Source organism: Tindallia texcoconensis, assembly GCF_055383815.1.
In genome coordinates this window covers 244,407-269,591 of the sequence record NZ_AP042431.1, presented here as the reverse complement: position 1 = coordinate 269,591, position 25,185 = coordinate 244,407, and the positions used below count along the sequence as shown (strand labels likewise).

The 25,185-nt window shown below is 37.7% G+C and carries 24 protein-coding genes; 22 read left to right on the top strand and 2 right to left on the bottom strand.

From position 1 onward, the window contains the following. The first annotated feature begins 21 nt into the window (after positions 1–21). Genes ACZ47N_RS01335 through ACZ47N_RS01255 form a run of 17 tightly spaced genes read left to right on the top strand, consistent with a single transcriptional unit; the run spans position 22 to position 17,084 of the window. Positions 22–1,695 carry a uridine kinase family protein gene (locus ACZ47N_RS01335; protein WP_464887344.1) on the top strand — a complete coding sequence of 558 codons (1,674 nt, stop codon included), beginning with the start codon at positions 22–24 and terminating at the stop codon, positions 1,693–1,695. Continuing rightward, a complete protein-coding gene (gene queG / locus ACZ47N_RS01330) occupies positions 1,695–2,744 on the top strand; it encodes a tRNA epoxyqueuosine(34) reductase QueG (protein ID WP_464887343.1) in 1,050 nt (349 codons plus the stop codon). Before ACZ47N_RS01335 ends, queG begins: the two co-directional genes overlap by 1 nt. Continuing rightward, on the top strand, positions 2,741–3,022 hold the full coding sequence (locus ACZ47N_RS01325) for a DUF503 domain-containing protein (RefSeq protein WP_464887342.1): 282 nt from the start codon (positions 2,741–2,743) through the stop codon (positions 3,020–3,022). Before queG ends, ACZ47N_RS01325 begins: the two co-directional genes overlap by 4 nt. 15 nt (positions 3,023–3,037) lie before the next feature. Beyond that, a complete protein-coding gene (gene nth / locus ACZ47N_RS01320) occupies positions 3,038–3,709 on the top strand; it encodes an endonuclease III (RefSeq protein ID WP_464887341.1) in 672 nt (223 codons plus the stop codon). Then, positions 3,706–5,583: a cell division protein FtsA gene (locus ACZ47N_RS01315; RefSeq protein ID WP_464887340.1), complete on the top strand. Its 1,878-nt coding sequence runs from the start codon at positions 3,706–3,708 to the stop codon at positions 5,581–5,583. Before nth ends, ACZ47N_RS01315 begins: the two co-directional genes overlap by 4 nt. A 42-nt stretch (positions 5,584–5,625) precedes the next feature. Beyond that, positions 5,626–7,071 (top strand): VanW family protein, encoded by a 1,446-nt coding sequence (locus ACZ47N_RS01310; RefSeq protein WP_464887339.1) that lies wholly within the window; start codon positions 5,626–5,628, stop codon positions 7,069–7,071. A 32-nt stretch (positions 7,072–7,103) separates the two neighbouring features. Beyond that, on the top strand, positions 7,104–7,802 hold the full coding sequence (locus ACZ47N_RS01305) for a DUF2225 domain-containing protein (protein ID WP_464887338.1): 699 nt from the start codon (positions 7,104–7,106) through the stop codon (positions 7,800–7,802). Then, positions 7,795–8,343: a methylated-DNA--[protein]-cysteine S-methyltransferase gene (locus tag ACZ47N_RS01300; protein WP_464887337.1), complete on the top strand. Its 549-nt coding sequence runs from the start codon at positions 7,795–7,797 to the stop codon at positions 8,341–8,343. Before ACZ47N_RS01305 ends, ACZ47N_RS01300 begins: the two co-directional genes overlap by 8 nt. Next, complete coding sequence (cobU, locus tag ACZ47N_RS01295) at positions 8,322–8,894, top strand: bifunctional adenosylcobinamide kinase/adenosylcobinamide-phosphate guanylyltransferase (protein WP_464887336.1); 573 nt, start codon at positions 8,322–8,324, stop codon at positions 8,892–8,894. Before ACZ47N_RS01300 ends, cobU begins: the two co-directional genes overlap by 22 nt. A gap of 39 nt (positions 8,895–8,933) precedes the next feature. After that, positions 8,934–9,668: an adenosylcobinamide-GDP ribazoletransferase gene (gene cobS, locus ACZ47N_RS01290; protein WP_464887335.1), complete on the top strand. Its 735-nt coding sequence runs from the start codon at positions 8,934–8,936 to the stop codon at positions 9,666–9,668. Between the two features lies 1 nt (position 9,669). Continuing rightward, on the top strand, positions 9,670–10,296 hold the full coding sequence (locus tag ACZ47N_RS01285; protein WP_464887334.1) for a histidine phosphatase family protein: 627 nt from the start codon (positions 9,670–9,672) through the stop codon (positions 10,294–10,296). Then, entirely contained in the window at positions 10,296–11,204 is a 909-nt protein-coding gene (locus tag ACZ47N_RS01280) for an ABC transporter substrate-binding protein (protein ID WP_464887333.1), read from the top strand. Before ACZ47N_RS01285 ends, ACZ47N_RS01280 begins: the two co-directional genes overlap by 1 nt. Positions 11,205–11,206: 2 nt before the next feature. Continuing rightward, positions 11,207–12,244 carry a FecCD family ABC transporter permease gene (locus ACZ47N_RS01275; RefSeq protein ID WP_464887332.1) on the top strand — a complete coding sequence of 346 codons (1,038 nt, stop codon included), beginning with the start codon at positions 11,207–11,209 and terminating at the stop codon, positions 12,242–12,244. Positions 12,245–12,261: 17 nt separating this feature from the next. After that, a complete protein-coding gene (locus ACZ47N_RS01270; protein WP_464887331.1) occupies positions 12,262–13,533 on the top strand; it encodes an ATP-binding cassette domain-containing protein in 1,272 nt (423 codons plus the stop codon). Beyond that, a complete protein-coding gene (locus ACZ47N_RS01265; RefSeq protein ID WP_464887330.1) occupies positions 13,523–15,043 on the top strand; it encodes a cobyric acid synthase in 1,521 nt (506 codons plus the stop codon). Before ACZ47N_RS01270 ends, ACZ47N_RS01265 begins: the two co-directional genes overlap by 11 nt. Then, the gene (gene cbiB / locus ACZ47N_RS01260) at positions 15,040–16,014 is read left to right on the top strand and encodes an adenosylcobinamide-phosphate synthase CbiB (protein WP_464887329.1); all 975 of its coding nucleotides are present in this window, start codon (positions 15,040–15,042) and stop codon (positions 16,012–16,014) included. Before ACZ47N_RS01265 ends, cbiB begins: the two co-directional genes overlap by 4 nt. Next, positions 15,990–17,084: a pyridoxal phosphate-dependent aminotransferase gene (locus tag ACZ47N_RS01255; protein WP_464887328.1), complete on the top strand. Its 1,095-nt coding sequence runs from the start codon at positions 15,990–15,992 to the stop codon at positions 17,082–17,084. The genes cbiB and ACZ47N_RS01255 overlap by 25 nt, the downstream gene beginning before the upstream one ends. On the opposite strand, the gene ACZ47N_RS01250 is transcribed toward ACZ47N_RS01255, so the two are convergent. Then, positions 17,077–17,925 carry a DegV family protein gene (locus ACZ47N_RS01250; protein WP_464887327.1) on the bottom strand — a complete coding sequence of 283 codons (849 nt, stop codon included), beginning with the start codon at positions 17,923–17,925 and terminating at the stop codon, positions 17,077–17,079. The two genes, ACZ47N_RS01255 and ACZ47N_RS01250, sit on opposite strands and share 8 nt — an antisense overlap. A gap of 86 nt (positions 17,926–18,011) precedes the next feature. After that, the gene (locus ACZ47N_RS01245) at positions 18,012–18,749 is read right to left on the bottom strand and encodes an MBL fold metallo-hydrolase (protein ID WP_464887326.1); all 738 of its coding nucleotides are present in this window, start codon (positions 18,747–18,749) and stop codon (positions 18,012–18,014) included. A 139-nt stretch (positions 18,750–18,888) separates the two neighbouring features. Between ACZ47N_RS01245 and ACZ47N_RS01240 the strand changes: the two genes are divergently transcribed. The 5 genes from ACZ47N_RS01240 (at position 18,889) to ACZ47N_RS01220 (ending at position 25,163) form a co-directional block, all read left to right on the top strand. After that, positions 18,889–19,359, top strand: a complete 471-nt coding sequence (locus ACZ47N_RS01240; protein WP_464887325.1) for a tRNA (cytidine(34)-2'-O)-methyltransferase — start codon at positions 18,889–18,891, stop codon at positions 19,357–19,359. A gap of 91 nt (positions 19,360–19,450) precedes the next feature. Continuing rightward, positions 19,451–21,010 carry a glycine/sarcosine/betaine reductase complex component C subunit beta gene (grdC, locus tag ACZ47N_RS01235; protein ID WP_464887324.1) on the top strand — a complete coding sequence of 520 codons (1,560 nt, stop codon included), beginning with the start codon at positions 19,451–19,453 and terminating at the stop codon, positions 21,008–21,010. An 11-nt stretch (positions 21,011–21,021) separates the two neighbouring features. Next, positions 21,022–22,206, top strand: a complete 1,185-nt coding sequence (gene grdD / locus ACZ47N_RS01230) for a glycine/sarcosine/betaine reductase complex component C subunit alpha (protein ID WP_464887323.1) — start codon at positions 21,022–21,024, stop codon at positions 22,204–22,206. Between the two features lie 144 nt (positions 22,207–22,350). Next, the gene (rpoN, locus tag ACZ47N_RS01225; protein WP_464887322.1) at positions 22,351–23,727 is read left to right on the top strand and encodes an RNA polymerase factor sigma-54; all 1,377 of its coding nucleotides are present in this window, start codon (positions 22,351–22,353) and stop codon (positions 23,725–23,727) included. 233 nt (positions 23,728–23,960) lie between these two features. Continuing rightward, positions 23,961–25,163 (top strand): phosphoglycerate kinase, encoded by a 1,203-nt coding sequence (locus ACZ47N_RS01220; protein ID WP_464887321.1) that lies wholly within the window; start codon positions 23,961–23,963, stop codon positions 25,161–25,163. The last annotated feature ends 22 nt before the right edge of the window (positions 25,164–25,185 follow it).

Genomic DNA, 25,185 nt, shown 5'->3' with positions numbered 1-25,185 from the left:
CAAATAAGGGAGGAATCATTTATGGTAGCGAGTAAGCGAGACAGCAGTGTGGAAGTAATGATTAATAAGACAGAAAAAAGGAAATATCCTAAAGGCACAACATTGGAAGAGATAAGTCAGGAGTATCAGGGTGAAAGCTGTACGCCCATCATAGCAGCAGTACTTGGGAATGAGTTGAAAGAACTCTCTTATACAGTAGATGAAGATTGTGATATTAAATGGGTGGATGCCTGTTCTTCTATAGGGTCAAGGATTTATAAGCGCAGTTTAACTTTCGTTTTGGTGAGAGCGTGTATGGAGCTTTTTTCGGGCTGCCAGGTAAATGTAGAACACTCTATAAGCAAGGGTTTGTATTGTGAAGTTTATTATAAAAAGCCTCTTGAAGAATCGGATGCAAAACGAATATATGATCGGATGAAAGAAATAATCGAAGAAGATGTACCATTGAAAAAAAACCGAATACCTGTTGAAGAAGCCATTGATATTTTTAGAGACTATGGCCAGACAAATAAAGTGAGGTTACTAAAGTACAGAGAAAAGCCGTATATAAAACTATATCAGTGTGGTTGGCTAAAAAATTATTTTTATGGGTACATGGTACCATCTACAGGCTATCTAAAAACATTTAATCTGAAATTCTATGGTCAAGGACTGATTCTTCAATATCCAAGAATTGAAGATGGGGGTAAGATTCCAGAGTTTGTAGATAATCCTAAAATATTCAAAGTTTTTCAAGAATCAGAAAAATGGGCAGAAATACTTGAAATTGATTATGTAGCCAGTTTGAATGATTTAATGGTGGCTCAAAAAGAAGATGAATACATTCGTATTGCTGAAGCCCTTCACGAAAAGAAGATTGCTCAGATGGCCGATTATATTGCTGAAGATTTGAATCATAGAAGATTAATACTCATTGCGGGTCCATCTTCTTCTGGAAAGACAAGTTTAGCGAGACGGTTGATGATTCAATTGCGTGTCAACGGCCTGAAACCAAAATCAATTTCCTTAGACAATTATTTTGTTGATCGTGAAAAGACTCCTCTGGATGAAAATGGTGAGTTTAATTTTGAAGCCATTGAAGCCATTGACTTAAAGCTATTTAATAGTGATTTAAGAAAAATATTAGATGGGGAAAGAGTTGAAACACCAACCTTTAATTTTAAAACTGGAAAGCGTGAATACCGGGGGAATACCATTAAGATTGATGCAGATCAACCACTTATTCTAGAGGGGATCCATGCACTTAATGATCGATTGACACATAGTGTTCATCGAGATAGAAAATTCAAAATTTATATCAGCTGTTTAACACAGTTGAATATAGACGAACACAACCGAATCCCAACCACTGATACACGTTTACTTCGAAGGATGGTAAGGGATCACCAGTTTAGAGGCAATGATGCATTGAAAACCATGGCAATGTGGCCTTCGGTGAGAAGGGGAGAAGAACGGTATATATTTCCCTTTCAGGAAGATGCAGATGTGATGTTTAACTCTGCCATGTTCTATGAATTAAGTGTATTGAAAAAATATGCGGAACCATTATTAAGGCAGATTGATAATGAAAACCCTCATTTTCCAGAAGCAAAGCGACTTCTGAAATTCTTAAATTATTTTGTTGTCTTGGAAAATGAAGATGATATTCCTAAAACATCAATTCTTCGTGAGTTTATTGGTAATGGAGCTTTTTAATGAAGTGGACAATACAAGAGCTGAGACAGGTGGCCTTAACTACCAATATCATTGATATAGGGATCATCAGACCAGAAAAGTCTGCCCATCTTGAAAAAATTCTTTTGAAAAGGCACAGGGATCATCGTAGGACAGAATTTGAAGAGCAACAAATAGAAAAACGACTCGATCCTACTTTGCTGATGCCATCTGTTAAATCTATCATTGTAGCATTAATGTCTTATAATAATCTACAGAAAGTCAACGATTTCCAAAAACCCTCTTTATTTGGAACGTTAGCTCGATTTGCCTGGGGAGCAGATTATCATCAAATTGTTCGTAGCAGAATGTCAGAGATGATGGAGAAAATAGCGGGTTTCGAACCAGATTTGGACTGGAAGATTTATGTTGATACAGGGCCTTTGGTAGATCGGCATTTAGCGGCTACGGCAGGACTTGGTTATTTTGGAAGAAACAATTGTTTTATTCATCCCAGATTTGGTTCCTTTATTGTGATAGGATATGCGTTGACTAATCATGAATTTGATGAAAATTTGTATGGAAATTATTCCTATAAAAAGTGTAGTGAATGTGGTAAATGTCAAAGGTTTTGTCCTGTTAAAGCCCTAGATTCGCCTTTTCAGATTGATCATAATCGCTGTTTATCTTATCGATTGCAACAAAAGGGAATGATGCGAGAAGACACACTGAAAGAAACTGGGGTTATGATGTATGGATGTGACATTTGCCAAGATGTGTGTCCTAAAAATACTGGAGTTCCTTCAACACCAGAATTTTTATTTGAATATCGACAAGAGGATATATGGTTGAACCTACCTGAATTACTACAACTTTCAAATCGAGAGTTTACTCGACGCTTTAGTTCTAGGCCTTTTGGTTGGATGGGGCGTAGAGTTATGCAGCGAAATGCATTGAAATCTTTAGGGAACTTAGGAAAAGTGGAGGCAATTCCATTTATCGAGGGGTTTTTAAAAGATCAACGAGATGAAATTCGATGGACGGCAGAATGGGCTTTGAAGCAAATTAAATCGCTGGAGGCAAATAAATGAGAGTGGGAATCTGTTCCTTTAGGATGATCATGTATGAAGGGGGATCATTAAAAGAAAAACGAATGGTGGTAAAAAGTGTGACTCAACGTATAAAGAGTCGATATAATGTTTCCGTAGCAGAAGTCGCGGATCATAAGCAGTGGAGATTGGCAACTATTGGATTTTCGTGTGTCAGTAATGATAAATTACATGTGGAACGTACTATTCAAGAAGTATTAAAGTTTGTGGAGTCAGATGGGAGAATGGAGATCATGGACATTGAAACAGAGATTGTTTAAAAGGAGTGGGATCAATTGAAAAAGTCTGTCAACAAGAAATTAACACCGACACACCGTAAAATGATTCTTCAGATACTCTCCCAAACTTATCCTTCAGCTGAAAGTGAACTGAATTTTAGAAATCCCATGGAGTGTCTTATTGCAACCATCCTTTCCGCGCAGTGCACGGATAAACGAGTAAACATGGTCACAAAAGAATTGTTTACGGAATTTAAAAGACCAGAGGACTATGTAGGACTAAAATACGAAGAACTAGAAGAAAAAATTAAGAGCTGTAATTATTACAAAAATAAAAGCAAACATATTATACACACATGTCAAATTCTAATTGATAAATATGACGGACAGGTACCAGATGAATTGGAAGCATTGATGGCTTTACCGGGTGTTGGACGAAAAACAGCCAATGTAGTGTTAAGCAATGCTTTTGGAAAGCCAGCGATTGCCGTGGATACTCACGTCAATCGCGTTTCGAATCGATTAGGTCTGGCAAAAGCACAAGATCCAATAGAAACAGAAAAGCAGTTAATGAAAGTAATTCCAGAAAGCAGCTGGTCTGAAGCACATCATTGGTTAATTCTTCATGGAAGGAGAGTGTGTAAAGCTCGAAAACCTTCCTGTGGAGAATGTGTCCTCGAAGAATGGTGCCAATATTATCAAGAGTTTCTGAAGGGTGATGTTCTATGAATAAAAAAACAGATACCAAGGAATTGATGCTGGCGCTGGATATTGGTACTAGAAGCGTGGTAGGACTGCTAGGATCTTTAGAAGGACAAAACTTGGTTGTTCGTCACACGGCCATTGTATTTCATGAAAATCGTGCTATGTTTGATGGTCAGATTCATGATATTGAAGAAGTATCCCGTGCCATTGAAGAAGTTAAAAAGAAATTGGAGGAAGATTCGGGCCAAAAACTGAAAGAGGCTACGATAGCTGCTGCTGGTAGAGCACTTCAAACTCAAGCTATAACCGTGGATTTGATGCTTGACCCTCTTCAAAGCATTCAGCGGAGTCATGTTCAGCAAATTGAACTAAAGGCATTGCAGAAGGCAGAAAAACAATTAGAGTCTGATCAAGCGGGGAATTTGCGTTATTTTTGTGTAGGTCATTCCGTGATACAATATTATCTTGATGGAGGAATCATCAAAAATCCTTTAAATCATAGAGGGTCTGTTTTATCGGTTCATTTAATTGCAACCTTCTTACCGAAGTTGGTAGTGGATAGCCTTTACGCCTCTGTTACAGGAGCGGGTCTGGACGTTAACTACATGACATTAGAGCCTATTGCAGCCATTGAAGTGGCTGTTCCAGAAAACGCTCGATTGTTGAATATTGCTTTAGTGGATATTGGAGCGGGCACTTCTGATATCGCCATTACAAAAGAGGGAACGATTCATGCCTATGCCATGACAGATGTTGCAGGAGATGAATTGACGGAACAACTAGCCCAGGCAAAAATGTTGGATTTTGACTGTGCGGAATCATTGAAATGCAAGATATCTGAAATGGATCATTTAGAATATACGGATATTTTAGGTATTTTACACGAAGATACTTCAGATGAATTGCTTGAAGTAATTCGACCTTCTTTAAAAATGGTGGCGGAACAAATCTGTGAATCTATTTTGAAGCATAACGGCAAGAAGCCAAGTGCTGTTTTTTTAATTGGTGGTGGTAGTCAAATGAAAGCCCTCCCAGAAATAATTAGTCAATGCATAGAATTACCCTTGGAACGTGTTTCCGTCAGAAACCTGTCGAACATCACACGCTTAACCTATTGTCCAGAAGTTAGTATGGGACCAGAGGGTGTAACCCCCATAGGAATACTGAAAAAGGCGCTGTTGAATCGACACAATGATTTTATTGAAATAACCATTAATGGCCAACCAGTTAAACTATTTCAAACGAGAAAACTATGCTTGCGTGATGGGTTGGCGGCGCTTCGATATGACCCACAGCATTTAATACCACGTCGTGGAAAAGGAATAACAATTATGGTTAATGGTGAAAGAAAAAAAGTTGGTGGGGAATATGGCAAACCAGCAGTGATTACAAAGAATAATGAAACAGCCAATCTTGAAAGTGAGATACAGAATGGAGATCGAATTATGATTCATTCTGCAACTATAGGACGAACAGCACATGTAAAAATATCTGATTTGATGTCAGAAATAGAAAAAGTGGAAACAGTATTATTAAATGATAAAATTGTTTCAGACAATCGATTACTGAGAGATGGAGATGAGATTACATTCAAACGAAAAGAAGATCAAGTGATAGAGGAAAAGATATCCCAACCTAAACTTGAGAGAAAAAAAGAGGAGGAAACAAGTAAAAACCTTGAAGAGTTATGTAAAAGAAGGATAGAAATACAGTACAACGGGAAGCCTTTTACAATCGAAACAAACAAAGAGTCGTTAATTTTTGTAGATATATTTGATTACATTGATTTTGATAGATCTGCTGTGCAAGGTGAGCTGGTATTGCTTCATAATAGTAAACCTGCAGAGTATATGGCACCGATACATCCAGAAGATGATATTTGGGTGTATTGGAGATAGGTATAGTGAAGGCTATTTTAGAAAGACGAGGAGTTAAGAGACATGAACCTGACAAAAAACAAAAGAAAAGTTCTAATGGGATCTTTAATTGGCGCTGGGGTGGCTCTGCTGATTACTGTAGCATCTCTCACTGGGTACGCTTATTGGCTGGTTAATCAACCGGAAATTCATCCGTCTGTTTATATTGATTCAATAAATGTGAGTGGACAAACAAAAGAAGAAGCTATTCTGACGTTGCAGAAAAAAATGGAGTCTAAATTGCAAGAAAAAGAATTAGTTTTGAGACTCGGGGATGAAAAATGGAGATTTCCCTATGAATCATTTGGATTTAAGTATGATTATAATGCTGCCGTAGATAAAGCACTTGACTTGGGTCGTCAGGGGAATATGTTACAGAATGCACTTGAAATTTACAGAATGCGGGAACGAGCTCATCATATTGAACTAAAAAACTCTTATGATGATGCTCTTATAGAGAATATTTTAGATATATTGCAAGAAGAAGTGGCAAGAGAAGGTGTTCCAGCAACCATAAAAAAAGAAGCAGGAAGCTTTGTTATCACTTCAGAGCAAGAAGGACGAGTGCTTGAACGAGAAGAAACAAAAGGGTCCATTCTTAAAGTTTTGTATGGAGAAAGAGGTAGACCTGTTGATCTTGTAACAGAAGTACGACCAGTGCATCCGACGGAAGCTCAGTTAAAATCCATAGATGGTGTCATTGGTGAGTTTAACACCAGATTTAATGCCGGGAATGTAGGAAGAACTTTTAATTTACAAAAAGGAGCTAATAGTCTTCAAGGGACATTATTATTGCCAGGAGAAGAATTTTCTTTCAACGAAACTACCGGGCCTAGAGTTGCTTCAGCTGGTTATCGTGAAGCGCCTGTTATTTTGCATGGTGAATTTGTGCCAGGTATTGGAGGGGGTATTTGTCAAGTGTCTACGACTCTTTACAATGCAGTCGTTAGAGCTAATCTGGATGTAGTAGAACGTAGAAATCACTCTTTGCCTGTTGCTTATGTTAATTTAGGCCATGATGCTACTGTTGCATATGGGGCCATTGATTTAAAATTTAAAAACAATTATCAGAGCCCTGTTTTTATTGATAGCTTTATTAATGGAAATAAACTCTACGTTCAAATATTTGGAAATAGTAATGAAGTAAAGCAAACTGTAAGCATGGCTTCTCATGTGACGCAAGTGATTGAGCCAGAAACAGAAGAAAAAGAAGACCCGGAATTATATGAAGGAGAGACTGTAATAGAACGTGAGGCTAAAAAGGGGTATCGGGTCATTACCTACAAAATTTATTATGAAAATGGTCAGGAAGTGAATAGGGAAGAACTATCAAGAGACTATTATCAACCAGTTCATGGGATAACATTAGTTGGAACAAAACCAAAATCACTTTTTGATGAATGGGAGGAGCCTTCTTTCTGGAATGATGATCAGGAAGAGAATGAAACCCAAGCTTTAGAAGGGTTTTAAGTATTGAAGAATATAAGGATGGGTGGTAATTGATGGATCAATACTTGTTCGATAAAGAGTTGGATTGTCCTGTTTGTGCTAATCATTTTGTGACAAAAAAACCGAGATTGCGAAAACTTCCAGTAGAAAAGAAGGACTCGGATTTTCATATTTGGTATAAAGCTGTGAATCCAGTTTATTATAATGTGTGGGTGTGTCCCAACTGTGGATTTAGCGCAACGGAAAGTGAATTTAATAAAGTTACAACGGATGAAAAGAAAATTATTTTGAAGAGTATTAGCGTGAAATGGAATAAAAGAGATTTTGGTGGAACTCGTACAGTAGGAATGGCTTTTGAGACTCATAAGTTAGCGTTGTTAGTGGCACAACTTCTAAACAAATCTAAAGGATACTTGGGAAGCCTTTGCCTTCGACTTGCCTGGTTGTACCGGGAGGAAGAGAATAGGGAGCAGGAAGAGGTGTATTTAAAACGTGCATTGGAGCATCTCGAGGATGCTTATACGCATGAGTCTTTTCCTATTGCAGGTTTAGAGGAGGTACCACTGTCTTATTTAATTGGAGAACTAAAGAGAAAAACAGGGGAGCCTAAAAATGCAATATTTTGGTTTGGGAGAACACTAGATCATCCAGATATAAAATACAATCGAATGATCCAAATAAAAGCCAGAGACCAGTGGCAATTAGCCAGAGATGCGTATAAAAAGCAAAAGGAGAAAAGTGCCGATGATTGAGTATGTCATATCAACTAAACGCATCAAGAACTATCATTTCAAGCTAATAGCTTCTTCAGAAGGGCTAACAAACCTTGAATTTATACCCTTTGAAAAAGAGTTGAGTGCTCCGTTAGTAGAAAACCAAACGATAGAACAAAAGAAGGCTAGGCAGATTATAAACGAAGCTTTGCAAGAGCTTTCGGAGTACTTTAATCAAGAAAGAACTTATTTTAATATCCCGTTATCTTTAAAGGGAACTTTATTTCAAAAAGACGTGTGGAATGCATTAAGGAAGATTCCGTATGGAAAAGTGACTTCCTATGCTATGATCGCAAGCCACATAGGGAATCCAAAAGCATTAAGAGCAGTGGGGATGGCCAATCAAAAAAACCCATTGCCCATCTTGATTCCTTGTCATCGGATTATCGGAAAAAGTGGTCACTTAACAGGCTTTGGAGGAGGACTGAATACTAAACAAATGCTATTGGAATTGGAAGGACATTCTATTAATTCCATGAAGATAACGGAGGGGAAATCATGGCTTCAGAAAATAAATTGACCCTTGTTACCGGAGGTGCGAGAAGTGGGAAAAGCAGCTTTGGAGAAACTTTAATGGGTGAAAAGTGTCAAAAAGTACTCTACATTGCCACAGCGGAAATCCTAGATGATGAAATGAAAGAACGAGTTCGTAAGCATCGTGAGGATCGACTAGAAGGGTGGTTAACCTTAGAGGCATATAAATTCTTTGATAAACATCTTTCAACTTATCAAGGTAAAGTGGAAGGAGTTTTTGTGGACTGTATTACGTTAATGGTAACACGCCTTATGATGGATTTTTGGAAAGATGATTGGGAGTCTATTTCATCAGAAGCGGTAAACAAAGTGGAAAAGAACATAATGAATGAAGTGGATGGACTTATAACAGGACTTATGAAACTAAATATGCCAGCTATCATAATAACCAATGAAGTAGGAAATGGAATTGTCCCCCAAAATCGGATGGCTCGTGAATTTCGTGATATTGCAGGGAGAATTAACCAACAGATAGCGCATGCATCACAGGAAGTTTATTGGGTAGTGTCAGGAATTCCTGTCAAAATAAAATCTTAGTAGTAGAGAAGGAAAAATGCCTTGCAACGGAGGAATAGAATGAGACATATAATACAGGCCTTACAATTTCTTACAACGTTACCTTTCCCAGACACTGGGTTATGGCAAGAAAACGACTATCGTCATATGGCTTTTTATCCATTGGCTGGATTTTTAATTGGACTTATTTTAGCAACAGTGGATTACTTGCTTTTTTCACTTGTTCCCATTCATGTTTTAGCTGTGCTATTGTTAGCGGTTTCTTTTTTTTTGACTGGTGGTATTCATGCAGATGGTCTTGCGGATACAGCCGATGGTTTTTTTTCTGGAAAAAGCTGTGAAGGTATTCTTCTTGCCATGAAAGACAGTAGGTTGGGGACCCACGGTGTAATGGCTTTAATACTTGTTTATTTGCTAAAGTTTGCTTTGTTGATAGCGTTACTACCATCACTACGATGGTGGGTTCTTATCATGATGCCGGTATTTGGTCGTTTGGCGCTGGTCTTCGGATCTTACCGTACGAATTATGCCAGGCCAAAGGGATTAGGGAATTTTTACATAGGAAAAATTACAATTAGAGAAGTCTTGATAGCTTCCTGCATAGCACTGATAGGAACCATTCAACTTCCTTTGGCATGGAGTTATTTCATATGTATGCCTATTTTTGTCCTTTGGTATACACATATCATGCATAAAAAAATTGGTGGGATGACAGGAGATACATTAGGAGCATTAATGGAATTGACGGAAACACTGTTTTTATTGTGGATGGTTATAGGATTTGGGGGGAGTTAAAATGCGAATAGTTTTAGTGAGACATGGAGAAACCGATGATAATACAAATCAAAAGTTGAGTGGTTGGACGGATACAGAGTTGAATCTTAAGGGTATTCGCCAAGCACATTTAATTGCCCAGAGACTAAAAGGTATGGCTATTCAGCGGATCCTCTCGAGTGACTTGAAACGTGCTGTTAAAACGGCAGAGATTATTGGACAGCATCAATCTGATTCAGTCTTTCATGAAAAACTGATGGGACTAAGAGAAATGCATTTTGGTGCGTTGGAACAATTATCGATGAAAGAAATAAAAACCTTGTTCCCGCAGGAGTATGAAAATATTCATAGGGAAGGGATGGAGTATACTTTTCCTGATGGCGAAAATTTATTTGACTTTCATCACCGTGTGGTGGATACCATGAATGCTTATTTGAAACGGAGAAAAACAGATGAAACGATTCTTGTTGTTGCCCATTCTGGAACTATTCGCTGTATGCTCGCACATTGGATAGTTGGAAATACGGATGGCCACTGGCGATTTTTGGTAGAGCACTGTAGCGTTAGCATAATTGATAATGCCTTAAACTATCCTTATATTCAAATACTGAATGATACCTGTCATTTTAAGGAACAGGAGGAATCTTAATGATAAAATACCGAAAAAATATATGCTCTATAGTCTTAGTATTAAGTTTCATGAGTGTCATGCTAGTAGGATGTGAGTTTACAGAAGGAAATACACAAGAGATTGAACTCTCTGATCAGCTCCGAATTATTTCTCTTTCTCCAAGCCAAACAGAAAATTTGTTTAAATTAGGGTTGGAAGATACTATTATTGGTGTTTCAGATTACTGTGATTATCCAGAAGCAGCGCTTCAAATCGAAAAAATGGGAAGCTCATGGACTGTAAACCTTGAACGAATCGTTGAAATGATGCCAGACATGGTTTTTGTATATGGAGAATCTCATCAAGAAGCATTGGAACAAATGCGTGCGTTGAGTATTCAAGTCATCAATATTGAACCAGAATCATTGGAAGATGTGTTTCAATCAATTCTTTTAACAGGAGAGCTGACTGGGACATCGCAGGAAGCAAAGGCATTGGTAGAGGAGTTAGATGCTGAAAAACAACAAATTGTTGATAAAGTTAAAGGAAAAACACCGGTACCAGTGTTTTATCAAGTATGGGATGAGCCCTTGCAGACGGCTGGGCCAGACTCTTTTATTCATGAATTAATAACACTAGCTGGAGGTGAAAACATTGCAAAAAATGCCGAAGGCGCTTACCCAATGTATAGCGTTGAGGCGTTAGTAGAAAACAACCCAGAAATATATTTTATGCCGCCTCATGTCAGTGATTATGGGGATATGACAAAAGAAATGAAAGAGTCTTTTCGCGATGAAATACGACAACGACCAGGCTATGATCAGATTAAAGCGATTCAGAATGATCGAATTGAGTTACTAGAACCTAACATTGCCTCAAGACCAGGTTATCGGATTATACAAGGCCTGCGTGCTTTCGCAGAGGCCATTCATCCTGAGGTGTTTTAATTATGAAAACCTTCTCTGCCAAGATGTATTTTTCAATCATGGTGCCTATAACTTTTTTTATAATTATCATTGCTTCATCTATGGGAGCTGCAACGATTACGCCAAGGGACGCTTTGAGGATTATTATGTCAGTGTTCCCTTATTTCAACTCTTTTATAGATCTTTATCAAATATCGGATTCTGCAGTTTCAATTATCCTCTATATTAGGCTACCAAGAATTTTCTTAGCGTTTTTGGTAGGATATGGACTTTCTGTGGTGGGATCTGCCATGCAGGGTGTGTTAAAAAATCCTATGGCGGATCCATTTATTATTGGTACATCATCAGGGGCTGCATTGGGTGCAGCGGTGGCGATTGTTCTTAAGTTAAATCAAAGCTTCCTAGGCTTTGGTGCTGTGTCCGGGATGGCTTTCCTTGGAGCGTTATTGTCTACAGGGATTGTTTATCAATTAGCTCGAACAGGAAGTCGCGTTCCGGTGACCACATTACTACTGGCTGGAATAGCAACCGGTCAGTTTTTTAGTGCCATCTTATCCTTTGTAATGGTGATGGCATCACAGGATATATCTAGTATAGTTTATTGGACTATGGGGAGTTTTTCGGCTCGAGGATGGCACCATGTGATGCTGATTATTATCCCTGTGCTCTTTGGTTCAGGTGTACTGATGGTTTATGCTAGAGACCTTAATTTATTGCTAATTGGAGAAGAAACAGCTCATAACACTGGTGTGGAAGTAGAAAAAGTAAAGACGGTTGTTCTGTTTGTGAGTACATTGATGACTGCTTTTGTTGTTTCTGTTAGTGGCATCATTGGTTTTGTTGGTCTGATTATTCCTCATATTACTCGAATATGGGTGGGTCCAGACCATAAAACCTTGATACCTGCGTGTGGTATTTTAGGTGGTGCTTTCCTGGTAGTGGCAGATACTTTTTCAAGAACCATCATTGCACCGACAGAGTTACCTGTTGGCATTTTAACTGCCTTAGCCGGAGCTCCGTTTTTTGTGTATTTGCTTAAAAAAGCCAGAAAAATGGAATAGGGAATAGGAAGGTTATTATGGGGAAAAAAATCGAAATAAGTGAATTGAGTTTTTTATATGATAAAGAAAAAATATTGAACTCGTTAAGTTTTATCATTGCCGAAGGAACCTTTTTAAGTATTATTGGACCAAATGGTTCTGGAAAAACTACTTTGTTGAAAAACATTGCTCGCAATCTTTCTCCTACTCTTGGAAAGGTGATTTTGGATGATGAACCCTTGAGTGATTATCCTACAAAAAAATTAGCAGGAAAACTAGCGGCTGTACATCAAAATCCTGACATTAGTCATTCTTTTCGAGTATATGATGTGGTGTTGATGGGAAGGAATCCATATATAAAACGATTTTCACGAGAAACAGATCAAGATATAAAAATTGTAGATCAAGCCATGATAAACACACATGTTTTTGAGCTTCGTGATAGATATATAAATGAATTAAGTGGAGGAGAAAAACAGCGGGTTATGATAGCAAAAGCCTTAGCACAAGAACCTGAAGTACTATTGTTAGATGAACCCACCTCTTCTCTTGATATCCATCATCAGATAGAAGTTCTTGAATTATTAAAAAATCTGAATCAAAATAAAGGGATTTCCGTCATCGTTGTTTTGCATGATTTAAATATGGCAGCTCGATACAGCAAGGAAATTCTTTTGCTCTACAAAGGGGATGTGTTAACTTTAGGAAGAACAGAAAAAGTAATGACAGCAGAGAATCTTCAAAAAGCCTATGGAGTAGAAATGATTGTAGATCGGAACGTATATACTGGAAGTTTGCAAGTGTGTCCGATTGCTGTAAAAAAAGAAAAAGAAGCTAGGCTGCCAAAGAGAATACATATCATATGTGGTGGAGGTGCTGGGAAAGAACTCATTCAAAGGTTATATCGGGAAGGATATCAAGTTTCCGTCGGTGTTGTTAATCAAGGAGATAGCGATTGGGAGTTGGCAAAAAAACTAAATTTGAAAATTGTCGAAGAAAAAGCCTTTGAAGATATCTCGGAAAGCGTCTTAAAACAGGCGTTAACTACGGCTTGGGAAGCGGATGCAGTTATTTTGACATCGATTCCTTTTGGAAGGGGAAATGTAGAAAATCTTACAGTGGCAGAAAGGCAAATTCAGAATGGAAGGCTACTTCTTTTTTGGAATCAGTACCCTAAAGGAATATCTGTAGACTTTGTGGCTGGGAAAGGTCTTATGCGGATGGATGTGTTAAAAACAAAAGGAATGATAGAAAATAATAACCTGAATGAATTAATAAAACAAATGGAGGTAATCTTATATGGGGAATAAATCGTTGATGCTACAGGGGACAGCTTCTTCTGTGGGGAAATCTGTTCTGACAGCGGCTTTTTGTCGTATTTTTAAAGAAGATGGATGGAGGTCTGTACCGTTTAAATCTCAAAATATGGCTCTGAATTCTTTCATTACAGAAGAAGGACTGGAAATGGGGAGAGCTCAGGTGTTTCAGGCTGAAGCAGCTGGAATAACGCCTAAGGCATGCATGAATCCAATTCTTCTCAAACCAACAGGTGAAAAAAATGCACAGGTTATTGTAAATGGAAAAGTGTATGGAAATATGAACGCTGCAGAATATCATGCCTTTAAACCACAACTAAAGGACACAATTTACGAAGCTTTTCAAGAAGTGCAAAAAGACTCAGATGTGGTAGTAATAGAAGGTGCTGGAAGTCCTGCTGAAATTAACTTAAAACAAAATGATTTAGTAAACATGGGGATGGCTGCTATGGTAGATGCACCAGTTCTTTTGATTGGTGATATTGATAGGGGTGGTGTTTTTGCATCGATATACGGTACTATTATGCTTTTGGAGGAAGAAGAACGCAAACGAATAAAAGGCATCTTAATTAATAAGTTTCGAGGGGACTTAGAAATTCTTAAGCCTGGACTTAAACAATTAGAAGAGTTGACGGGTTTACCGGTTTTGGGGGTTATTCCATATGGTGGTTTTGATATTGAAGAGGAAGATGGAGAAGCAGAAAGACTAAAGCGTGTGGAGCAAAAGGAAACAACGTTGGATATTAGGGTACTTCGTTTACCTAGGATTTCTAATTTTACTGACTTTCATTGGCTAGAAACCCATCCATCTGTCTGCCTCACCTATATTGATAAAGCAGAAGAAGTGGGAACTCCTGATTTATTAATTATTCCTGGTACTAAAAATACACTGGCTGATTTAGCCTTTCTGAAAGAGAAAGGAATTGTCGAGGAAATACTTAAAGTAAGGTGTCAAGGTACAATGATTGCTGGTATATGTGGAGGATTTCAAATGTTGGGGACAAAGCTATTGGATCCTGAGGGCGTGGAAAGTCAGATAGGTGAGTTGGAAGGAATAGGATTACTGGATGTAGAAACCACTTTTTTTCCAGAAAAAATTACGACTCAAGCTAAAGGAGAGGTCCTAGCGGGTTGTTTTTATGATGGAATGCCAGCTATTCAAGTTGGAGGATATGAAATTCATATGGGAAAAACAAGAATTAATAGTAATGTGAATCCTTTTGCCATGATCATTGACGAAACCGGTGTTCCGATACGTGCGGATGGTGCTGTTTCTGAAGATGGTAAGGTATGGGGAACCTATCTACATGGAATTTTTGACCACGAAATATTTAATCGAGAATTACTTGGATTCATTGCAGATCAAGAAAAAGGTAAAGCGATGGTTGAACGAGAATCCTTTATAGAATATAAAGAAAAACAGTATAAACTTTTGGCTGAAACAGTTCGTGAGTCAGTTGATATGCAACGAATTTATGAAATTTTGGAGGGCTCCAGTCAATGATAATAGTAACGGCGTACTTGCTAGATCAATTACTGGGTGATCCGGAAAAATGGCCACATCCTGTCCGTTTAATTGGTAAAATGATTCAAATGTTTGAAAAAATTCTTTACCCAAAAAAAACACAATTAAAGAACACGCTTCTCTTAAGGGGTTTTTTACTAACCGTATTGGTTTTGATGGGTACCACTTTGATTATTATTGGGTTTCAAAAAATTTTTGCATCGCTTCACTGGATTTTAGGGCTGGTTTTTTCGATATACCTTGCGTATACCACCTTGGCTGTGAAAAACTTACAGCAGGCTTCTGTTGAAATATATAATTATTTAGAAAAGGATGATCTCATAAGGGCTAGAAAATCCCTTTCGATGATTGTGGGAAGGGAAACTGATAATCTAGACGAATCAGAAGTAACTCGTGCAGTCATTGAAACTGTCGCAGAAAATTTTTCTGATGGTGTAGTAGCCCCTTTACTCTACTTGTTTTTAGGAGGACCGTTGTTAGCAACTATATACAAAGCTATTAATACAATGGATTCGATGATTGGATATAAAAATCAACGGTATCTTTATTTTGGTAGATTTGCAGCTAGACTGGATGACCTGGTGAACATTATTCCTGCGAGAATCTCTACACTTTTTTTGGTGATTGCTGCTTTTGTCAATGATCTTAACTGGAAACAAGCATGGAAAATGATGCTTCGTGATAGAAAACAGCATAGCAGTCCAAATGCAGGGTATCCGGAATCGGCGGTAGCAGGAGCACTGGAAACCCAATTAGGTGGAGATAATATTTATTTTGGTAAAAGAATCAGTAAACCTACTATGGGAGATCAAATAAGAGCGATTGAAAGAGGAATGATTCTAGAAACCATAAAATTAATGAATGTAGCTTCGTTTATGATTGTAATGATAATGACAGCATTTTTGATCTGGATAGGAGGATTTGAATGGAACACGGCGGTAATATTTTAAAAATTGGCAGAGATAATGGAATAAATCATTTTCAATTAGATGATTTCAGTGCTAACATTAGCCCTCTGGGTATACCAGAAGGACTGAAAACGATTTTAGCGGATACTCTTCAAACAATGTCTGTCTATCCAGATCCAGAGTATTTGGAACTACGTAGTGCAATAGCAAGGTATGCAGGCGTTAATAAGGATAGAATTATCCCGGGTAATGGAGCTGCTCAAATTATTCATGATGCTATTAGGTTTTTAAAACCGATCAAAGCCATGTTAATGGCACCGACTTTTAGTGAATACGAAGCGGCATTACGAACTACCAACAGCCAGATTGATTACTTTTATACTTGTTCAGAGCAATTGTTTTCTTTAAATGAAATGGATTTGATTCGTTCCTTAGATGAGTCTTTTGATTTACTTGTCTTGTGCAATCCCAATAATCCAACTGGATCACTTTTGCCAAGGGAGGTGGTTCTAAAAATTCTGAAACACTGCCGTGAAATTGGATGTCAAGTGATAATTGATGAAGCGTTCATGGATTTTGTTGAAAAAGAAGGGACCTACTCAATGCTTTCCTTTGTGACACAATGGGATAATTTGATGATCGTACGGGCTTTTACGAAAATATTTGCAATTCCTGGTTTAAGACTAGGATATGGTGTCTATGGCTGTTTAGATAAAGCGAAAAACCATGGGGATAAAATGATTCCTTGGAGCATTAATGCATATGCAGATGCAATGAAATCATTTATTAATAAAAAGGAAGCAAAAGAGTATGTGGGAAAAGTTAAAAATATCATTCATTATGAACGAAACAGGATATTTCACGAAATTGAAAAGATGCAGTATTTTTTCGTCTTTCCGTCAGTTGTTAACTTTCTTTTGGTTCGGATTGAAAGCAATGATAGGATGTCTGTTAAAAAGTTATGGGAGCAATTGTTGAAAGATCATATTCTGATCAGGGATTGTTCAAATTTCAGAGGGCTACCAAAGGATTGTTTTCGGATTGCTATTAAAAATAAAGAAGAGAACCAACGATTAATTGATTCTCTAAAGAAAGCCCACGAGACTATTTAATGCTGTAAACAATGCTGAAGGTGTTGGAGCCGCAGTGGCTTGAAATAACACAACCGGCCTCTGTGATCATTAGTTCTTTTGGAGAGAGGGTTTTATTTAAATGGCTCCAAAGACGATTTGCGGTTTCAGGACAGAAGGAATGGTTGACAATTATTCGATCTGTATCTATGGGCTGAGACTCTACTTCTGTGAAGCCCATCATTTCCTCCAGCAACTTTTCTCGCTTGCCTCTCACTTTTTTTTGTACGATAATTTTACCATTAACCACATGGAGGATCGGTCGAATACGAAGCATATTCCCAACAATATTTTCCATAGAGGAGCATCTACCGCCCTGGTATAGATACTGGAGTGTATCTACAGCAAAAAAAGTTTTGACTTTTGGCACCATTTCTCGAAGATTTTTGGTGATTTCATCCATGCTTTTTCCTTTCATAACAAGATCAGAAGCTTTTAAAACCAATATCCCAATACCAGCGGATAAATTCAATGAGTCGATAATTTCAATTGTATGATCTGGAAACTCTGAAGCAGCTATTTTAGCATTCTGTATAGTTGAAGATATTTGTGAAGACAGGCCAATGTATATAATCCGCTGACCCGAATCAACAATTGGTTTAAAATAGTCGATGAAATCCTTGGGAGAAGGACTGGATGTTTTAGGGTAGATGCCCGTTCGGTTCACTTTTTCGTAAAGCATTTTTGGATCCATATCGATGGTATCGCGAAAGACTTCTTGATCAAAATGAACATATAAAGGAACAACGTCTATATTTCGTTGTAACAATTCATTTTTAGGTAAGTCGCTAGTACTGTCGGTTATAATTCGTATGTTGTGCATTATTTATGCCTCCTTGATATAATCACGCATGTCGATTATATTATAACGAAAACCTCCTTTAAATTCCAGCGTTGGTGTGACTTTCCTTAGGATTTACTAAAAAAAAGTTTTTCTATTCGTTTATGAAGCGTAGCAATAGATTTCTCTGGAACGTTCATTTTAGAGGAAAAAGCCTGTGTGATTCCAAAGTCATCTCTAAAGTGCATTGGGATAAGAAGACTAGGCTTTACTTTTTCAAAAAAATACTGACCGGCTAGGTAATAGGAGTCGCCTAGTCGCGGATCTACAGGTACGAAAGCTACATCTATATTTTGGTGATAGATCAATTCAATTTCTTTTTTAAACTCTTGCTCTTCTTGTTTCTGTTTTTCTAAAGAGAAGTCTTGCCAATGCCACCAGTTTAAGTCTCCTGAATGAAAAAAAGACAATTGATCAACATTCACAAGAAAAGAAACTCCTTCATCAGTGGAGCCATAGCTTTTAATGGTTACTTCATTAATTTTTAAAAAATCCCCAGGGTTTACAAAATGAAAATTTTGTTGCTGACCGACAGGTACATCAGAGCTAAAGATATAGTGAATATTTGAATGGTGTTGAGACCAGCTGAGTATTTCTGGCATAAAATGATCACTATGGTGATGGCTTACAAAAACATAAACATTATCTTTTTCTTTCAATAATTTCGAATCGATCCACCCTTCTGTCGAATTCGGTGTTTTTTCATCGAGTGGCAATACATAGTCGAATACAAGGAAGTGATTAATCGTATCTACTGAAAATCCACTATGATAAAAATGTGTGATAGAACTGGTCATTGGTTTCATGGGATAACAACTCCTATAAGAGGTTTAACATATGGATACCCCAAAATAAGAAAATTTCACAGATAAAGCCAGATTGCAGGTGCAATGAAATATGGTATAATCTGTGTAATCATTACGACATTCGTTTCGGGAGGAAAATATGGCACTAAATATTGTATTACATGAACCAGAAATACCACAAAACACAGGAAACATTGCAAGGACATGCGTTCTTACGGGAGCGAGTCTTCATATCATCAAACCTATGGGTTTTTCTTTGGACAGTAGACAGGTGAAACGTGCAGGCTTAGACTATTGGCACTTATTGGATTTGCATGAATACGAAAGTTTTGAAGAATTTTTAACGGTACATCCATCCAGCAATATATACTGTGCAACAACGAAAGCCAAATCTCTGTATAGTGATTATGTGTATCCGAAGCCAACGTACCTTCTTTTTGGAAAGGAAACAGCAGGCTTACCTGATGATATTTTAAATCGATTTTTGAATTACCTAACAAAAGTACCTATGATTAGTCATCGTGATGCAAGGTCTTTAAATCTTTCTAATGCGGTTGCTTTAATGTCCTATGAAGTATTAAGACAGTGGGGATTCCCCAAAATGCTCTAGGGAAACCATGGATCGAGATCTGGGTTTTGGGGAGGAAATGTTGGGAGGAGGAAGCTAAGGGTTATAATTTATAGAAATGGGAGGGATTTATGTGAAATATGCAGTGATCCGTGGGGAAGGATATACGTTGGTTCATGTGCCTGATTTTGTAAGGCACAACAGTGTCTTTGCGTCTATGGAAAAAAGGGTGGATACAAACTCTTCCTTTTTGGCTGAACTACCAAAATCATTAAGGTCTTTTCAGGATGTAGTGGAATATATGCCTCATCAAGTGTATATTGGAGAAATGTCTCCAGAAGATTTGAGGCATTATGATTTACCTTGGTATGATAAGCCGGCTGAAAATGCTGAACGTTTTGGTGCTCATGGAGAAATTATGAGCCAAGATGAATTTGTAGGAGTATTAAAGATGGCGGATGTATTTGAGTTGATACGATTAGAAAAGGGATTTGTATCAAAAATAAGAAAAAAATTGATGCAACATCCTCTATTTAACGAAGCAAGACTTCGTCGTTTAAAAGAAGGGGAAACAGAAGAGAATATTGTATATCATATCAAGAATATGAAGGCGATGCCTCTGATTATTGATGATCAAGTAGTTGGGTGTGTGAAACGAGCTCATGAGTTTGATCCAAACTTGACAGCTGAAGTATTTTTTGAGAACATTGTGACAAAAGCTTCGGGGATGCTAACCGCATGGAATCTCATGGATCGAAATCAAATTGAAGCTTCTGAAATAGATTATGTTATTGAGTGCTCTGAAAGTGCTGCCGGTGATATGAATCAAAGAGGTGGCGGAAACTTTGCGAAAGCTGTGGCAGAGGGGATAGGAGCTGTAAATGCTTCGGGATCGGATACACGTGCTTTTTGTGCAGCACCTGTGCATGCTATTCTGGAAGCTTCAGCCCTAGTGCAGGCAGGTATTCATCGAAATGTATTGGTGGTTGCTGGCGGAACTTCAGCAAAGCTTGCGATGAACGCCAAAGAGCATATTCGTAGAGGGATGCCAGTTTTAGAAGATATGGTGGCGGGGTTTGCCGTGTTGATTGGTGAGAACGATGGTTTGAATCCTATCATTCGAACTGATCTTATGGGAAAACACACCGTATCTACAGGATCATCCCCTCAAGCAGTCATCACTTCATTAATTACAACTCCTTTAGATAAGGGAGGTCTCAAGTTAAAAGATGTTGATCGATATTCTGTAGAAATGCAAAATCCTGACATTACAAGGCCGGCAGGGGCAGGAGATGTTCCAGAAGCTAATTATAAAATGATTGCAGCCTTAGGAGTTAAACGAGAAGAATTGGATCAAAAAGAAGTCTCTACTTTTGCTGAAAAACATGGATTTCCAGGATGGGCACCTACACAAGGGCATATACCATCTGGAATACCCTATATTGGACACGCACGGAAAGCCATTCTGAATGGAGATATTACACGAGCTATGATTATTGGAAAGGGAAGCTTATTTCTAGCAAGGCTCACAAATCAGTTTGATGGCATTTCCTTTGTACTTGAAAAAAACAAAAGTGACATAGAAGATCGATCTGATAAGACCATGTCAGAAGAAGATATGCGAAAAATGATGGCTAAGATGATGAGAAGAATGGCTAAAGAACTATTAGAGGAAGAAACGAATGAAGACTGAGGTGTAAATCAATGACAGAACAAAAGGATACTCGTAACATTATGAGCCACCTACTTGATGAAATGGCAGATATGTTAGAAACGAGTAAAAAAACTGGCAAGATTAAAATCGGATTGACAACACATGGAAGAGAAACGGACATTGAGAATTGGATAAAAGCTGCTGAAATTACTACGGCTCAAAGTTGTGACTTTGAAGTGGTATTAATTGGTCCTAAACAAAAAACTGAATTACTACAGTTTGAAGCGTTAAGTGAAGAGCAGGCGCATCATAAAATGGAAACGATGCTGAAACACGGAATTATTGATGCGTGTATCACTACGCATTACACATACCCTATGGGAGTTGCATCTGTAGGTAAAATGACTACCATGGGAAAGGGTGAACAGATGTACCTAGCAACAACATCTGGTTCATCTGCGATTAATAGAGGAGTTGCTATGACCCTGAATGCACTATATGGCATCATTGTTGCAAAAACCATGGGAAACAGAAAACCTAAAGTGGGAATTTTGAACGTGGAAGGCGCCAGACAAGTGGAAAAAGCATTACTTCAGATGAATGATCGTGGGTATTCTATCCAATTTGCAAAGTCCATGAGATCAGATTCTGGGTGCATTATGAGAGGAAATGACATTATTGCTGGTACACCCGATGTATTGGTACAGGATTCTCTTACTGGCAATATAACCATGAAGATGTGTGCTTCATTTATGAGTGGTGGCCACGTTGAAACTATTGGAGCTGGTTATGGACCAGGAATTGGTGAGTTTTATGATCAAATTATCATGGTTATTTCCAGAACGTCAGGGGAACAAGTGATAGAAAATGCTATTCGTTTTGCGGCCCAATTAGTGAGGGGAGATCTAATAACTGTTGCAAAAAGAGAATTTCAAAGTGCTCGAAGAGCAGGCTTAACAGATATTCTTGATGGGATGCAGATGATTAAAAATAACAACACACAGGAAAAGTCAGTGATAACACCATTGGGGGAACCAGTGACCCATGGAATTACTGGCATTGATATCATGGATGTAGAGCATGCTATGCAGCTTTTATGGAAAGAGGAAATTTACGCTGAAAGTGGCATGGGGTGTACAGGACCAGTTCTGTTGGTGAGTGAAAAAAATCTAGATCTAGGAATAGAACAGTTGAAAAAATCTGGCTATTTAGTCTATCAAGAAAAAGAGTGTTGAAGCAATCGGTGAATATGCAAAAAATATGCCAAATTGATAATAATTTTGTTTTTGACTTTATGATTTGTCAAAAAAATGGTATAATGTTCTTGATAAGCCAACAGCGGAAAATAGCTTGTATGGTCGAATCAGGAGGCGATGAATATGGAAATGGGCTTTAACCTTAATCTGGAGCAGACACAAAAATTAGTTATGACGCCCCAGTTACGTCAAGCCATTAAGATATTGCAATTCACATCCTTGGAACTTGAAGAATACATTGAACAACAAATTGAAAATAATCCTATGATTGAAATCAGTGAAGAAGATAAGAAGGTTAAAGAAGAGCCAGTAGAAGAACAAAAAGTTGACTGGAAAGAGTACGCCGAGGACTTTGATAATTACGAATATTGCAAAGAGGCTTTTCATCATAATAGTGATAATGATTTCAATTATGAAAACATTATTTTTCAAAACCCAACGTTACAAGATCATTTGCTATTTCAATTTAATATGACTTATTTAGAAGCGGAGTTTCATGAAATAGGCGAGTACATTATTGATAGTCTAGATGACAATGGTTATTTACGAGTATCTGTCAAGGAAGTTGCAGAACACTTGCATCAGGAAGTAGGTACTGTGGAAAGTGTTTTGGGCATTATTCAAACCTTTGATCCACATGGCGTTGCAGCTCGTGATCTTAGTGAGTGTTTGATGATTCAATGCCGTCAATTAGGCATTGAAGATGAAAACGTTTACACCATAATTGATTCTTGTCTTGATGAAGTTGCCAGCAACAAATCCCCTCTGATTGCAAAAAAATTAAACATTTCTACGGAACAAGTACAGAATATCTGTGATTTCTTAAAAACCCTTGAGCCTAAACCTGGAAGGAAATATGCCAGTATTGACAATCGGTATGTGGTACCAGATGTAGTGGTAAAGAAAATTGGAAATGATTACTATATTGTTCCTAATGATCGAAATACACCACGATTAACGATTCGGAAAGATTATAAAAAAATGTTGTCTAATGGTGTGGAGAATGATGAGGCGGTTAAGTTTTTGAATGATAAATTTAATAACGCGATGTGGCTTATTAAGAGTATTGAACAGCGAATGCAGACCATCTATAAAGTAGTAGAAAAAGTAGTGGAAAAGCAAAGATGCTTTTTTGAATATGGAAAAAAACATCTGAAACCAATGACTCTCAAAGAAATTGCTGAAGAAATTGATGTGCATGAATCTACAGTCAGCCGTGCAACGAATGGAAAATATGTGGAAACACCTGTTGGCACTTTTGAACTTAAATATTTCTTTTCCAGTGGCGTTTCGAATGATGCTGGTGATGGTTTTGCATCTGAAAGCATTAAAAACTATATTCGTGAAATTCTTGAGGAAGAAGACGCTAAAAAGCCCTTAAGCGATGATCGGATTGCTACTATATTGGCGACAAAAGGTATTAAAATATCTAGAAGAACCGTCGCAAAATATCGGGAAGATATGAAAATTCCATCCTCTTCCAAAAGAAAACGATATTAAATAGTAACAGCTTGAAAATGATTTATCTTTTCGCATATAATGAGAGCAGTGCATAGTGTAAATGCACCTGTTCTTTTTTTATTGATGTTGTGAATAATATCTTTGCAGTAAAAATACTGTTCTTGAACTGGGGAATATGGGTATCTATCCACACAAGGTTCACAATATCAGTGATGAACCATTTCGCAAAGATTATTAAATCGAATTTAGTCCTTAAATGAAGGAGGAAAGCTATGTCAATTTTAAACAAAAGAAGAATGAAAGACATGAAATTGGAAGGCGAAAAAGTTCTAGTGAGATGTGATTTTAACGTACCTATGGATAAATCAGGAAGCATTACGGATGACAGTCGTATTAGAGCGTCTTTACCAACAATTGAATATCTTCTTAAGGCCAATGCCTCAATTATTTTAATGTCCCATCTTGGAAGACCGAAGGGAGAGGCGAAGCCAGGGTTAACACTTGAACCTATTGCCACAAGGCTAGAAAAATTACTAAAGATTAAGATTCGATTTGTGGATGACGATTTAGTGACGGGGAAAAAAACACAACAAATAGCAGAGACTTTAAAGCCAGGTGAAATCATGTTGATTCAAAACTTGCGATTTCGAAAAGAAGAAGAAAAAAACGATGCTTCCTTTAGTAAAGAGCTGGCTAAACTTGGAACAGTTTATGTGAATGATGCTTTTGGAACAGCACATCGTGCCCATTGCTCCACTGCAGGATTGGCTGATTTTTTGCCTTCTGCCATGGGTTTTCTTATTGAAAAAGAAGTTGACATTATGGGAAAAGCACTTGAAAAACCTAAAAAACCATTTGTAGCGGTTTTAGGGGGGGCAAAAGTGTCTGATAAAATAGGTGTGATTGAAAACTTAATGGATAAAGTAGACGTTGTTTTAATTGGTGGTGGGATGGCTTTTACCTTTCTAAAGGCAGAAGGATTTGAAATTGGACAATCGCTTTTGGAAGAAGATAAGATAGAAATGGCACGGGACTTAATATTTAAAGCAGAAAAAAAGGGAGTAGCCTTTATATTGCCTGTAGATGTAGTTTCTGCTAGTGAGGTGTCGGAAAACGCTCCCTATGAAATAGCTGAAATTCATCAAATACCAGAAAATGGAATTGGCGTAGATATAGGCCCTAAAACCATAGGTCTTTTTGAAGAGCGAATTGTGAATGCAAGTACAGTAATTTGGAATGGACCAATGGGTGTTTTTGAAATAAAAAACTTTGCGAAAGGGACAAAAGCAGTGGCGGAATCCATGGCTAAATCCAAAGCCATCACAATTATAGGCGGAGGAGATAGTGCGGCGGCTGTTGAAGAAATGGGTTTTGCTCAGTCTATGACACATATTTCCACTGGTGGTGGTGCTTCTTTGGAATTTTTGGAAGGAAAATTATTGCCTGGTATAAAAGCCATAGCTGAGAAACAGTAGTGGATTTAGTCAACCATGAAAT